The sequence below is a fragment of the Teichococcus aerophilus genome (assembly GCF_014490485.1).
Classification (GTDB): Bacteria; Pseudomonadota; Alphaproteobacteria; order Acetobacterales; family Acetobacteraceae; genus Pseudoroseomonas; species Pseudoroseomonas aerophila.
The window spans coordinates 13,919-27,156 of record NZ_JACTVA010000032.1 but is presented as its reverse complement, the minus strand read 5'-3'; the positions used below and the strand labels follow the sequence as shown (position 1 = coordinate 27,156).

General features: G+C 69.3%; 7 protein-coding genes. 2 read left to right on the top strand and 5 right to left on the bottom strand.

The window, feature by feature from the left end; translation table 11 throughout:
* Positions 1-24: 24 nt before the first annotated feature.
* From argJ to IBL26_RS16330, 4 genes are all read right to left on the bottom strand, one after another.
* On the bottom strand, positions 25-1,263 hold the full coding sequence (gene argJ, locus IBL26_RS16345; protein WP_187785575.1) for a bifunctional glutamate N-acetyltransferase/amino-acid acetyltransferase ArgJ: 1,239 nt from the start codon (positions 1,261-1,263) through the stop codon (positions 25-27).
* A 99-nt stretch (positions 1,264-1,362) separates the two neighbouring features.
* Positions 1,363-2,319: a peptidylprolyl isomerase gene (locus IBL26_RS16340; protein WP_241749457.1), complete on the bottom strand. Its 957-nt coding sequence runs from the start codon at positions 2,317-2,319 to the stop codon at positions 1,363-1,365.
* 139 nt (positions 2,320-2,458) lie between these two features.
* On the bottom strand, positions 2,459-3,109 hold the full coding sequence (locus IBL26_RS16335; protein WP_187785573.1) for a hypothetical protein: 651 nt from the start codon (positions 3,107-3,109) through the stop codon (positions 2,459-2,461).
* A 59-nt stretch (positions 3,110-3,168) separates the two neighbouring features.
* Positions 3,169-3,777: a hypothetical protein gene (locus IBL26_RS16330; protein WP_187785572.1), complete on the bottom strand. Its 609-nt coding sequence runs from the start codon at positions 3,775-3,777 to the stop codon at positions 3,169-3,171.
* A gap of 1,115 nt (positions 3,778-4,892) precedes the next feature.
* On the opposite strand from IBL26_RS16330, the gene secA reads away from it, so the two are divergent.
* Positions 4,893-7,634: a preprotein translocase subunit SecA gene (secA, locus tag IBL26_RS16325; RefSeq protein ID WP_187785571.1), complete on the top strand. Its 2,742-nt coding sequence runs from the start codon at positions 4,893-4,895 to the stop codon at positions 7,632-7,634.
* Between the two features lie 364 nt (positions 7,635-7,998).
* Here the strand turns inward: secA and IBL26_RS16320 are convergent, their stop codons facing one another.
* A complete protein-coding gene (locus IBL26_RS16320) occupies positions 7,999-9,195 on the bottom strand; it encodes an N-acetylmuramoyl-L-alanine amidase family protein (RefSeq protein WP_187785570.1) in 1,197 nt (398 codons plus the stop codon).
* Positions 9,196-9,878: 683 nt separating this feature from the next.
* Here IBL26_RS16320 and IBL26_RS16315 point away from each other — a divergent pair.
* Positions 9,879-13,235: an Rne/Rng family ribonuclease gene (locus tag IBL26_RS16315; protein ID WP_187785569.1), complete on the top strand. Its 3,357-nt coding sequence runs from the start codon at positions 9,879-9,881 to the stop codon at positions 13,233-13,235.
* The last annotated feature ends 3 nt before the right edge of the window (positions 13,236-13,238 follow it).

The following is a 13,238-nucleotide window of genomic DNA, read 5'->3' as shown; positions in this document are numbered from 1 at the left end:
AGCCGATGCTCCCCGCGGCCATTTTCAGCTGCGATAGCTGCCGTTGATGTCGATGTAGCCGTGCGTCAGGTCGCAGGTCCAGGCAGTGCCCTTGCCCTTGCCGAGACCGATATCGACGGTGATCTCGATCTCCTTGCCCTTCATGTGGGCGACGACCGGTGTCTCGTCATAGCCCGGCACGACGCCGCCATCCTTCGCCATCCAGGTGCCGCCGACGGCGACCGAGAGCTTGTCCCGGTCCGCCGGCTCGCCCGCCTTGCCTACGGCCATGACGATGCGGCCCCAGTTCGCGTCCTCGCCCGCGATGGCGGTCTTGACCAGCGGCGAGTTGGCGATGGCCATGGCGATCTTCTGCGCCGAGCGCGTGGTGGTCGCGCCCGTCACGTCGATGCGGATGAATTTCTGCGCGCCCTCGCCATCCCGCACCACCTGCAGCGCCAGGTCCAGCAGCAACTCGTGCAGCGCCTTGACGAAGCCGCGCAGCATCGGCCCGCCCTCGGCCGGCACGCGGGGGTGCTTGGCCTGGCCGGTGGCAAACACCAGCACCGTGTCGCTGGTCGAGGTGTCGGAATCCACCGTGGTGCGGTTGAAGCTGGCGTCGGTGCCCTTGGCCAGCGCGGCCTGCAGCGCCGCCGCCGGGATCTTGGCATCGGTGGCGATGAAGCACAGCATCGTCGCCATGTCCGGCGCCACCATGCCGCTGCCCTTAGCGATGCCGGCGATGGTGACTTCCGTATCGCCGATCATTGCCGTGCGGACGCAGGCCTTGGGGAAGGTGTCGGTGGTCATGATGCCGCGGGCGGCATCGGCCCAGGCATTGTCGGTTAGCTTGGCGTGCAGGGCGGGCAGGGCGGCCGTCAGCTTTTCATGCGGCAGCGGCTCCCCGATCACGCCGGTCGAGGCCAGGAACACCTCCTTCGCCTTGCACCCGACCAGCTCGGCGGCGGCGGCGGCGGTGGCCTGCACGGCATCACGGCCCAGCTTGCCGGTGAAGACGTTGGCGTTGCCGGCATTCACCACCAGGGCACGCGCCTTGCCGCCCTTCAGCGCCGCGCGGCACCAGTCGATCGGCGCGCCGGGGCACTTGTTGCGGGTGAACACGCCGGCGACGGTGGTGCCTGGGGCGAATTCCATCACCGTCAGGTCCGCGCGCCCCTTGTAGCGGATGCCGGCGGCGGCGACGCCAAGGCGCACACCGGCGATCGGCGGCACCGGCGGCAGCGCGATGGCGAGGGGGGAGACGGGCAGGTCCTTACCGGCCATGGGCCATAGTCCTCAGATCGAAGCGGAGGCGGGAGGCCCCCGAGGGGGACAGCGCATAAAGAAAAGGCGGGGGCCCGTCGAGGCCCCCGCCCTGGTTGCTCAGCGGCGCTGGTTAGGCTGCGCCGGCGGCGGCGATGCGCCATCCAGCAGGGACGGCGCCGGGGCGGCGGCCCGCGGGCTGCCGTCCTCGTTGAAGCGCTCCACCTTCGCGGCGGCGGAGATGCGGGTGACGGTGGCGTTCACCGCTTCCTCGAACGCTGCCTGGCGCAGCTGCTCGGCGCTTTCCTCGAAGGTCGGCGCGGCGGCGGTGCGGCGCTCCTCCACCTTGATCACGTGCCAGCCGAAGGCGCTGCGCACCGGCTCGCTGATCTGGCCGGTCTGCAGGGCGAAGGCGGCCTCGGCGAACTCGGGCACCATGTCGCCCTTCTTGAAGAAGCCCAGATCGCCGCCCTGCTCGGTGCCGGGGCCAGTGGAGCGGGTGCGGGCGATGGCGGCGAAGTCGGCGCCCGGGCGGCGCACCTCGGCCAGCACCTTCTTCGCCTCGTCCTCGCTGGCGACCAGGATGTGGCGGGCGTGGATTTCCTCCTCGCCCGGCTTGCCGGCGATGTCGCGCTGGTAGCGGGCGCGCAGCGCTTCCTCGGTCAGCAGGGGCGCGATCTCACGCCGCAGCAGCGCCTGCTGCAATTCCTGGTCCTCGGCGCGGCGGATGCGGGCCTGCACCTCCGGGTCCTCGTTCAGCTTCTGGGCGCGGGCGGCGGCGACCAGCGCCTGCTGCGTCACCAACTGGTCCACCACCAACGGGAACAGCATGGCCTCCGGCGCCGCGCGCAGCTCCGGCGGCAACTGGGCGATGGTGGCCGTGACGTCGCTGCGGCGGATCTCGGCGCCATCGACGCGCGCCACCACCGGATCGGCCTCGGCCGGCTGGGCGGTGGCCGGGGCTGGCGTACCGGGCGTGGCGGGGGCCGGCGTCGCCGCGGGCGGCTGGGCCGGAGCCTGGGCCAGGCCGGGCGTGGCCAGAAGGAGGAACGGGAGGAGGAGGGCGGATGAGCGCATAACGGGCATGTGCCTTCGCGGCGGGGGAGCCGCAAGATGGCGCAGGGCTGGCCCAAGGGCAATTCGGCGCTAGGGAAGGCCGGATGGTCCGCCCCGGCATCGTGGTAGCCGGGGCAAGTAGTGAGGACCGGGCGTGCCGTCAGGCCAGGAACGGGCGATGGTGGCGCTCGAACTCGGCTGCTTGAAACTGCCCTCCCTCCGAGCCGGAAAGGGTTTCTCGCATGGTTTCCAACATATTCTCGGTTGCGGCCTGAATGCTGGGCGCGGGCAGGAGGTCCGGCTTCTCCGGGTCGGGTCCCAGCCAGGACTGCATGGCGGCATTTACAAAGTCAGGCGGGCCGGCATAGGCGGTAGACTCGTCTCCGTCGCAATGGATCAGGAAATCGCGCTCTTCCGTAAAGAACAGGACTGCGGCTCCGAAATGATTTTGTCGTACATGGTCCATATCGGCCAGATCGACCGGCAGGCGCCAAACGGCAGAGGGGCGAAGCAACCGGCCATCCACCTGTGTGGCCAGGATACTTCGGTGCCCACGGGCACGGATAGCTTGCTCGATCGAAAGCGCATTGTGGGGGATGACGTAGCCGCCAAGGCCGACCCGCCAGCGGTTCTCAGCCAACCATTTGGAAGAAATGCGGGTCCAGGCTTCTCTCCCGGGCGGACCCCAGACTTCCATGGCCTCCCAAGCTATCAGACTGAGGCGGCGCTGTTCGTCCTCTGTACCAGCGAGGAGAATGGTAGAATCATTCTTCAAGCCGTCGAAGTCGGTGCGGGGCAGAGTCTCATTCATAGCCAGGGAACCTTCTAGAGGCGTTCCCGGCACAGGGGGTGCCGGGACAGCCGTGCCGCCTATGACGCCTTGAATTCGGCGTAGCGCGACAGGAACGCCCGGATGAAGGTGCGACCCCTCTCCGATTCCTCGTATTCCTCCACCACTTCCTCGATAAAGTAGCGTTCGGCCTGGGCGAGGTCGCCGAGTGCCTCGCGCAGGAAAGCCGGTGGCGCGGCGAGGGTCGCGATGTTCTCGCCGTCCATCAGCAGCGCGAAGTCCCGCTCCGGTGTGAAGACGATGGTCGGTGAGTAAGGATAAAGCGCCAGAATGCCATCCATCGGGCGTTCCTCCAGCGGCATGCTCCAGACGGCCGTCAACTCCTGGAGATCGGGAGAAACGCCGGTCAGCAGAAGCTGCTGATGGCCACGTGCCGACAGAGCGGCGAACAGGCCGGCGCGTTCCTCGCTTTTCATAGGATCTTCCATGTGCGCGACCTGCCAGCCCTTATGGCGCAGCCACTCCGCGGAGAAGCCGGTCTCCGTCGCATTGATCGGCGGGGGAGACGTCCAGATTTCCACCATTTCCCAGGCCAACTGGCCCAGACGGCGTTCCTCGTCCGCCTCGCCAGCGCGTTGGACATGCTGGGGCAAGTGCTGTTCATCGCAATAACTGGGAAGCTGGGCCATCAAGGTGTCACTCCATAACGGAATTTGTGCGTTGCTACTGCGGGATTTCGGCCAGCTTCGCGCGCCGCATGGTCCTGAATCTCGAGCGTGATATCCTCCTGCCGGCGTGTTGCCCTACGGATCACAGCTGTTCGGCCATCAGGCAATGGGTGGGATATCACCTCAGGCCTACGAGGATCGGGCCGGCCGGGACCAGGTCGCAATGCCTGCAGATCGGCATCACGCTGGGTAACCCCGCCGCCCCGGTCATACTGGGGCGTATGCTCGGTGGCTGGATTTTTAATGCGCCCCCGGCGTGGAATGCGCGGTGTCTGCGCCGCCAGTTCCTCGACCGTCGGCGGTGAGGGCAGCAACGGCTCGGTGGATGCGGCATCCTTGCCTGCATCAGCGGCTTCACCTTCGCCGGGCTGCTCCGGGATCGTATTGTACCACCCGCGCGCACCAAGGCTGCCGCGCCGCGTATCGGCACGGACTCCAGGGCGGGCGGGGATGCTCCGCACCGGCGGGCGTGGCAGGGCGGGCCGGGTGCCTATCGGTGGCCCCAACAATAATGGCCTCTGACCCAGCACTGAGCCGCCAAAGACAGGGTCCGCGCCCGACATGGCCAATTGGACGCCACCTCGACCGGACACGGTGCCACGCTGATGGGCCGAAACATGGTGGGACTTGCCGCCGCGCGTCCGTTCATAGGCGCGGACGAACACCATGCCTTGACTCATCCGGCCCCCGGGCGCGGCGGCACCCAGGCTGTCCCAACCGCCGGTAACCCACCTGACATAGTCATTCCGCTCGGGGTGGCCGGCCTGCCAATAGCGCGGGTCCCGCATGGCGCGCTTCAAACTGGCTTCCGTTACAGGAACAAGTGTCATAGGGCACCTCCTGATATGGATTATATTCCTATAATAAGAAAAAAGTCAATGCCTCTCCCCCCATTCGCCACGCTTCGTTGACCCTGGCCTGCCTCACCCCTATCTGTGCGCGTGACGCAGCCTGTAGCCCGCCCCCATGGGTCGATGGATGTCGGCGGGACCTTATCCAAGGCCCGGCGCGCCCTGGATATCACTCGCACCACCGGGGAAGGGGTTGGGGGCGCTCTCGGAGAGACTCGAAGCACCATGTTCGCCCGCCTTGCCCGCGCCGTCTTCGGCACCGCCAATGACCGCGTGCTGAAGCAGTTCAATGCCCGCCTGTCCGCCATCGCCGGCTTCGAGCCCAAGCTGGCCGCCATGCCGGACGAGGAACTGCAGGCCCAGACCACCCGCTTCCGCGAGCGTCTCTCCCAGGGCGAGACGCTGGACGACCTGCTGCCCGAAGCCTTCGCCACGGTGCGGGAGGCCAGCAAGCGCGTGCTGGGCATGCGCCACTTCGATGTGCAGATGATCGGCGGCCAAGTGCTCCACTCCGGCCGCATCGCCGAGATGAAGACGGGCGAGGGCAAGACCCTCGTCGCCACCCTGGCGGTGTACCTCAACGCGCTGCCGGCCAAGGGCGTGCACGTCGTCACCGTCAACGACTATCTCGCCAAGCGAGACAGCGAGCAGATGGGCCGCCTCTATGGCTGGCTCGGCCTGACCACCGGCTGCGTGGTGCACGGCCTGACGGACGAGGAGCGGCGGGAAGCCTACGCCGCCGACGTCACCTACGGCACCAACAACGAATTCGGCTTCGACTACCTGCGGGACAACATGAAGTACCGTCTGGACGAGATGGTCCAGCGCGACTTCGCCTACGCCATCGTCGACGAGGTCGACTCGATCCTGGTGGACGAGGCGCGCACCCCGCTCATCATCTCCGGCCCCTCGGACGATAGTTCCGAGCTGTACCGCAACGTGGACGTCGTCGTCCGCCAGCTGGTGCAGGACAAAGAGACCTATGAGAAGGACGAGAAGCAGCGCTCCGCCTCCTTGACCGAGGCGGGGGCCGAGACGGTCGAGCAGATGCTGCGCGACGCCGGGCTGCTGGAAGAGGGCAACCTCTACGACAGCCACAACATCTCCCTGGTGCACCACACCAACCAGGCGCTGCGGGCGCATGTGCTGTTCGCCCGGGATGTCGACTACATCGTCAACCGCGAGGGCAAGCTCGTCATCATCGACGAGTTCACCGGCCGCATGATGGAAGGCCGCCGCTACTCGGACGGCCTGCACCAGGCTCTGGAGGCCAAGGAAGGCGTCGAGGTCCAGCCCGAGAACCAGACGCTCGCCTCCATCACCTTCCAGAACTACTTCCGCATGTACCCCAAGCTGTCTGGCATGACCGGCACGGCGGCGACCGAGGCGGACGAGTTCGCCGAGATCTACAAGCTGGAAGTGGTGGCCATCCCCACCAACGTCCCTGTCATACGCGCCGATAGCGATGACGAGGTCTACCGCTCCGCCCGCGAGAAATACGAGGCGGTGGCGGTGCTGGTGAAGGAAGCCCAGGCGCGCAACCAGCCCGTGCTGGTCGGCACCACCAGCATCGAGAAGTCCGAGCTGATCTCCGAGCTGCTGAAGAAGCAGGGCGTGCCCCACAAGGTGCTGAACGCCCGCTACCATGAGCAGGAGGCCGGCATCGTCGCCCAGGCCGGCCAGCCCGGCGCCGTGACCATCGCCACCAACATGGCTGGCCGCGGTACCGACATCAAACTCGGCGGCAATGTCGAGATGATGGCCGAGGCCAGCTTCGCCGGCCCGCATGAGGGCCCGGAGTGGGAGGCGCATGTCGCCGCCATCCGCGAGCAGGTGAAGCCGGCCGAGAAGATCGTGAAGGAGGCCGGCGGCCTCTTCGTCATCGGCACGGAGCGGCATGAGAGCCGCCGTATCGACAACCAGCTGCGCGGCCGCTCCGGCCGCCAGGGCGACCCGGGCGCTAGCCGCTTCTTCCTCTCCCTGGAAGACGACCTGATGCGCATCTTCGGCTCCGACCGCATGGGCGGGATGCTGGAGAAGCTGGGACTGAAGGAAGGCGAGGCCATCATCCACCCCTGGATCAACCGGGCGCTGGAGAAGGCACAGAAGAAGGTCGAGGCGCGGAACTTCGACACGCGCAAGAACCTGCTGAAATACGACGACGTCATGAACGACCAGCGCAAGGAAGTGTACGCCCAGCGCCGCGCCTTCATGCAGGCGCAGGACGTCTCCGAGACCATCGAGGAAATGCGCCGCGAGACCGTGGACGCCATGGTCGCCCGCGCCATCCCCGAGAACGCCTACCCCGACCAGTGGAATGTCGAGGGCCTGCAGCGGCAGGTGAACGAGACGCTGGGCCTGGACCTGCCCGTGGCCGACTGGGCGCGGGAAGAAGGCATCGACGAGGTGCAGGTGCGGGAGCGCCTCCAGCAGGCCGCCGACCAGGCCGCCGCCGCCCGCGCCGCCAATGTCGGCCCCGACCTGATGCGGATGGTCGAGAAGTCCCTGCTGCTGCAGGTGTTCGACGCCGTGTGGAAGGAGCACCTGCTCAACCTGGACCACCTGCGCCAGGGCATCGGCCTGCGCGCCTACGCGCAGCGGGACCCGCTGAACGAGTACAAGAGCGAAGCCTTCAACCTGTTCAACGGGCTGCTGGACGAGCTGCGGGAGCGCGTGACCTCCCTGCTGATGCGGATCGAGCTCTCGCCCAACGCGCCGCCGCCGATGCCGGAGCCGGTGCGCGTGACCGACATGCGCCACCCGGACCCCGCCTTCGCCGATGCCGCCGCGATGGCGACCGGCGGCGCCGAGGGCACCGGCTGGGACCACGCGCCGGCCCCGCTGGCCCAGGGCGGCGAGGAGATCGACCCGGCCGATCCCTCCACCTGGTACCGCACCCCGCGCAATGCGAACTGCCCCTGCGGCTCGGGCAAGAAGTACAAGCACTGCCACGGGAAGATGGGCTGAGGGTGTGAAGGCTGGGGGAAGGAATTCCCCCAGGCCCCCTTCTTTTCTTTTTCCGAATTTCTGGTTGTGAGGATCGGGGGCGTAGGCCCTTGATATCTGGCGGGCACTTGGCGAGCAGGGCTCTGCAAGCGACCTAATTACTCTACGACGTTCGCGTGAGCCTTGCGCAAGGCGAGGGTTACAACGAGCTTTGCCCGCTAAATCGGCGGCCGCCTGACATCGTCGGCATTTAGGTCGTTGCTTCCGCGGCTCTCAGGCTTCCGCAAAACCCGCATCCGTCGACCCCACCGCCAAACCCCCAACTCGAAGAAAAAAGGTGGGGGTTTGGGGAAGTTCTCTCCCCCACCCTTATCCCCCGCCGCCTTCAGCCCAGCCCGCCGAGCGACGCCTGCTGCCGGGCCAGCCAGACATGGATGCCTTCCGCCAGCGCCTTCGCCACCTTCGCGCGGTGGGCCGGGCGTTGCAGGGCGGCTTCGTCCCGCCGGTCGCTCAGGAAGCCCATCTCCACCAGGATGCTGGGGATGTCCGGCGCCTTCAGCACGGCGAAGGCGGCCTGCCGGTGGGTGTTGGGCAGCAAGGGCACCTCGCCGCCCAGGGAACGGACCATGGTGGTGGCGATGCGGTCGGACCCGGCGCGGGTCTCCTGCCGCACCAGGCTGAACAGGATGCGCTCCACCTCCGGCGAAACCGGCGGCAGGCTGAGGCCGCCACGCAGGTCGGCCCGGTTCTCCCGCTGCGCCAGCCCGGCGGAGAGGCTGTCCGACGCGCGGTCCGACAGGGTGTAGACGCTGGCGCCGCGCGCCCCGGGGGCGCTGTCCGCGTGCAGGGAGATGAACAGGGTGGCCTGCCGCTTGCGGGCGAACTCCACCCGGCCGTTCAGCGGGATGAACACGTCGCGCGCCCGCGTCATGGCAACGCGGCAGCGGCCGGTGGCCTCCAGCTGCCGCTTCAGCTCGGTGGCGGCGGCCAGGGTGATGCGCTTTTCATGCGTGCCGGTGACGCCGATGGTGCCCGGGTCCTTGCCCCCATGGCCGGGGTCCAGCACCACCAGCGGCAGGTCCCGCGCCGCGACGGCCGGGGCGCCGGAGCCGACATTGCCCTGGGCAATGGTGCCGCGCGCCAGCCGGGCGAAGCCGGCCTGGGTGCCAGGGCCGATTTCCAGGATCAGCTGCCGCCCCGCCGCCTCGGCACGGGCGACGCTGACCGGTCCGCCGAGGGTCAGCACCAGTTGCTTGGCGCGGTTGTTCCAGTTGGCGCCGCGCACCAGCCCGGCGGAGCCCAGCCGGGTGCCGCCGCGCCAGACGGTGCCCGGCAGGTGCAGCACCAGTTGGGTCGGGCGGGTATTGGCGGTCAGCCGCCAGGTTGCGTCGGAGTTCAATGTCAGTGTGAGGCGGGCGGTGCCGGATACGGCCTGCAGCCGCGCGGCGGTGACGGCGGCCTCCGCCACGCCGGGCAGCACGGCGCCCGCCGCGACCATGCCGAAGGCCATCTGCAACAAGCTGCGGCGGCTCGGCCCCGTGGTCTGTTCCGCCGAGTCCTCAGGCCCCTGGAATAATGGCATGGCGTGGGGTCCCCCTCTGCAGTGCAACAAGCCTCGCCACGTCCTCCGCCCCCCAGCGGGTCCATGGTTGGGCGCACCCTATACGATAAATCAGCAAGATCACGGCTTTACTGAATGTAACATGAGAATGCGGCTCAGCCTTGTGGAAGGGGCGGGCGGCGCCTATGGTGAGTTGCCCCGGCGGTCAGTGCCGCCGGTGGAGGTTTTGGGCGCGGCCGCCCGGCCTTTTCCCTGGTGCCATTCCGCCCTGTTAGGCGGGCGCCGGGCGGGGGCGGCCCGAAGGAAGTCTCCGGCACCGGGCTGTGCCTCCGCGTCTCGCGGGGTCCGTTTCCCGTCAGGCTGGAAGTCCCGTCGCCCGCTCCACCGGTTGTCGCACATCGGCATGAGAGGGGCGGTGAGGGCCGTCGCGGCCCGCCGCCTGGCTCGCTGCCTGTCCGCTGGCCCGCCCGCGCCTGAAGGTGCCGCGATTCGCGGCCGCCCAGGCTGCACGGGGCCCGCGCGAGGCGCGCGACAACAGGGCCGCCCCCGGCGAACGGGGCAACGGCCCGCCGAGAGAGGTCGGATCACAGCCGCATGGCCTGTACCGCGCCGCGTAGCCTGTGCCATTCCGCTCACTCGGGCATGCCCACCCATTGCTGCCGCCCCGCGCCTGAGAGCGCCGGCGGCACGGAGCATCCCGGTTCATGACCAAGCGCATGCTGATCGATGCCTACCACCCGGAAGAAACCCGTGTGGTGGTGCTGGACGGCAACCGGCTCGAAGAGTTCGACGTCGAGACCGAGAACAAGAAGCCGCTGAAGAGCAACATCTACCTGGCCAAGGTTGTCCGGGTTGAGCCCAGCCTGCAGGCTGCCTTCGTCGAGTATGGCGGCAACCGCCACGGCTTCCTGGCTTTCAGCGAAATCCACCCCGACTACTACCAGATCCCCGTCGCCGACCGTCAGCGCCTGTTGGAGATGCAGGCCGCCGAGGCCGATGAGGACGAGGACGAGTTCGGCGGCGAGGATGACGTGACGGAGGCCGAGGCCGACGCCATGGTCGCCGCCATCGAGCAGATCGCCGATGCGGATGAGGCCGAGCGCGCCGCCGCCAGCGAGGGTGCCCAGGCCAACCCCTCCGTCTTCACCGAATCCCCCGTGCATGAGGGCGCCAGCCCCCACCATGCCGAGCCGGACGAAGTGCAGGAGGCCGACCCGGCCGCCGAGCAGTCCGACAAGGGCCCCGGCCGCGCCCAGCCGATGTCCGTACAGGGCGAGAGCCGTTCCGCCACCCCGGAAGAGATGGTCGCCATCGAGGCCGCCGCCGCCGAGGCGCCGGTGCCGCACGAGGACGTCCCCGCCCCGGATGAGGACGAGGACGAGACCCCGCCCGAGACGCTGGGCGGCCGTGGCAGCAAGGACGAGGGCGACAGCGACGACAGCTCGCGCGAGCGCCGCATCCCCTCCCGCTTCATGCGGCACTACAAGATCCAGGAAGTGATCCGCCGCCGGCAGATCATGCTGGTGCAGGTCGTGAAGGAGGAGCGGGGCAACAAGGGCGCCGCGCTGACCACCTATATCAGCCTGGCCGGCCGCTTCTCCGTGCTGATGCCGAACAGCCCGCGCGGCGGCGGCATCTCCCGCAAGATCACCTCGGCCGGGGACCGCAAGCGCCTGCGCGAGGCGGTGCAGGATATCGGCCTGCCCAAGGGCATGAGCCTGATCGTCCGCACGGCCGGCGCGTCCCGCCCGAAGCCGGAGATCATCCGGGACGGCGAGTACCTGCTGCGCCTGTGGGACGAGATCCGCACGCGCACCATGGAATCCACCGCGCCCGCGCTGGTCTATGAGGAAGCCGACCTCATCAAGCGCTCGATCCGCGACACGTTCAGCGCGGGTATCGAGGAAATCCAGATCGAGGGCGAGGACGCCTTCCGCCAGGCGCGCGACTTCATGCGGATGCTGATGCCGCAGCATGAGCGCAAGATCCGCCTGTACCGCGACCCCTCCGCCTCCCTGTTCGCCCGCCACGGCGTGGACGCGCAGCTCGATGCAATGATGTCGCCGATCGTGCAGCTGAAGTCCGGTGGCTACATCGTCATCAACCAGACCGAGGCGCTGGTCGCCATCGACGTGAACTCGGGCCGCGCCACGCGGGACCGGCACATCGAGGACACGGCGCTGCGCACGAACTGCGAGGCGGCGGAGGAAATCGCCCGCCAGCTGCGCCTGCGCGACCTGGCCGGCCTGATCGTCATCGACTTCATCGACATGGAGGCGAACCGCAACGACGCCCAGGTCGAGCGCCGCCTGAAGGAAGCGCTGAAGAACGACCGCGCGCGCATCCAGGTCGGCCGCATCAGCCACTTCGGCCTGATGGAGATGAGCCGCCAGCGGCTGCGCCCGAGCGTGACCGAGCAGTCGTTCATCACCTGCGCGCATTGCAACGGCCTCGGCATCGTCCGCAGCGCCGATAGTGCCGCCCTGCAGGTGCTGCGGGCGATCGACGAGGAAGGGGCCAAGCGCAAGGCCGCCGAGATCGTCGTGCACGTGGCGCCGGAGCTGGCGCTGCACCTGCTGAACCGCAAGCGCGACCGCCTGACGATGATCGAGCAGCGCCACGCCATGACGGTGGTGTTCGAGCCCGACGCGAAGCTGCTGCCGCCGGCGTTGCGCATTGAGCGCGTCCGGCCGCAGCTGGTGGCCGAGGCTGTCTCCGCCCCCAGCGCGCTGCGCATGGACTACGCGCCCGAGGCCGTAGACGTGCCGGAACTGGCCGCCGAGGCCGTGCCGGAAGCCGTGCGTGCCGAACCCCGTGCAGCCGAGCCCCGCGCGGCCGAACCGCGTGCCGCCGAGCCGCGCAACGGTGCCGAGGCCCGCGCCCCCGAGGGTGAAGGCCTGGATGGCGAGGGCAAGAAGCGCCGCCGCCGCCGCCGCCGCCGTGGTGGCCGCCGCGAGGACGGTACGCCGATGACCGCGCAGGAAGCCGCGGCCGAGGAGGCCGAGGGCGAGGGCGAGGAAGGCGATGAGGCCGATGCGCCCGTCACCGCCGAGGCCGCGCCCCAAGCTGCCGCGCCCCAAGCCGCCGCGCCGCAGGGTGAGGCCGCGCCGCGTGAGGAGCGTGCACCCCGCGAGGAGCGTGGACCGCGCGAGGAGCGTGGGCCGCGTGAGGAACGGGGTGAGGATGGCCGCATCCGCCGCCGGGGCCGCCGTGGGGGCAACCGCTTCCGCCGCGACATCCCGATCGAGGGTGAGCGTCCGCAATCCCAGCCGGAAGCACAGCCGCAGCCGCAGCCGCAGGCCCAGCCTCAGCCGCAGGCCCAGCCGCGCTATGTCGGTCCGACGCCGGCCAACCCCTTCGCGGGTGGGTCGCTGGAGGACATCTTCGACGCCATGGCGGCGGCCGAGGAAGCAGCGGCGATGCGCGAGAGCGCCGCGCAGCGGCCGGCCCAGCCCGCGGTGACGAAGGCACAAGCCGAGCCGGCGAAGCCGGTCGAAGCCAAGGCCCCCGTGGCTCCTGCAGTCGAGGCCCCTGCCGTCCAGGCCCCCGCCGTCGAGGCTCCGGTGGCCGAGACGCCGGTGGCGCAGACGCCTGTGGCCGAGACGGTCCCGGAGGCCACGCCCGCTGCTGATGTGGCGGAGGTGACCGAGGCCGCGAAGCCGAAGCGCCGCGCCGCCGCCAAGAAGGCGGAGAAGCCCGCCAAGGCGGAAAAGCCGGTGAAGGCCGAGAAGGAGCCGAAGCCCGCCGCCAAGGCTCCGCGTGGCAAGAAGGCCGCCGTCGTGGCCGAAGCCGCGCCGGAGGTGGTGGAAGCCCCGGCGATGCCGGACGCCGAAGCGGTCGCCGAGGCCCCGGCCAAGCCGAAGCGCCGTGCCCCCGCCAAGCGTGCCGCAGCCGCGGTGCCTGAGGCGGAGGTCGCCCCTGCGGCGGAACCTGCCGCCGAGGCGCCCGCAGCCGACTCCGCCTTGTCGGAGCCGGTGGTGGCCACCGCCGTGCAGCCCGTGCTGGTCGAGACCGGCAGCGAGGATGCCGCCCCGAAGAAGCGGGGCTGGTGGCGCCGCTGATCT

Bases quoted from the DNA above. Each gene is read 5' to 3' on its own strand.
- argJ (WP_187785575.1), bottom strand. From the start codon at position 1,263: ATGGCCGGTAAGGACCTGCCCGTCTCCCCCCTCGCCATCGCGCTGCCG.
- IBL26_RS16340 (WP_241749457.1), bottom strand. From the start codon at position 2,319: ATGCGCTCATCCGCCCTCCTCCTCCCGTTCCTCCTTCTGGCCACGCCC.
- IBL26_RS16335 (WP_187785573.1), bottom strand. From the start codon at position 3,109: ATGAATGAGACTCTGCCCCGCACCGACTTCGACGGCTTGAAGAATGAT.
- IBL26_RS16330 (WP_187785572.1), bottom strand. From the start codon at position 3,777: ATGGCCCAGCTTCCCAGTTATTGCGATGAACAGCACTTGCCCCAGCAT.
- secA (WP_187785571.1), top strand. From the start codon at position 4,893: ATGTTCGCCCGCCTTGCCCGCGCCGTCTTCGGCACCGCCAATGACCGC.
- IBL26_RS16320 (WP_187785570.1), bottom strand. From the start codon at position 9,195: ATGCCATTATTCCAGGGGCCTGAGGACTCGGCGGAACAGACCACGGGG.
- IBL26_RS16315 (WP_187785569.1), top strand. From the start codon at position 9,879: ATGACCAAGCGCATGCTGATCGATGCCTACCACCCGGAAGAAACCCGT.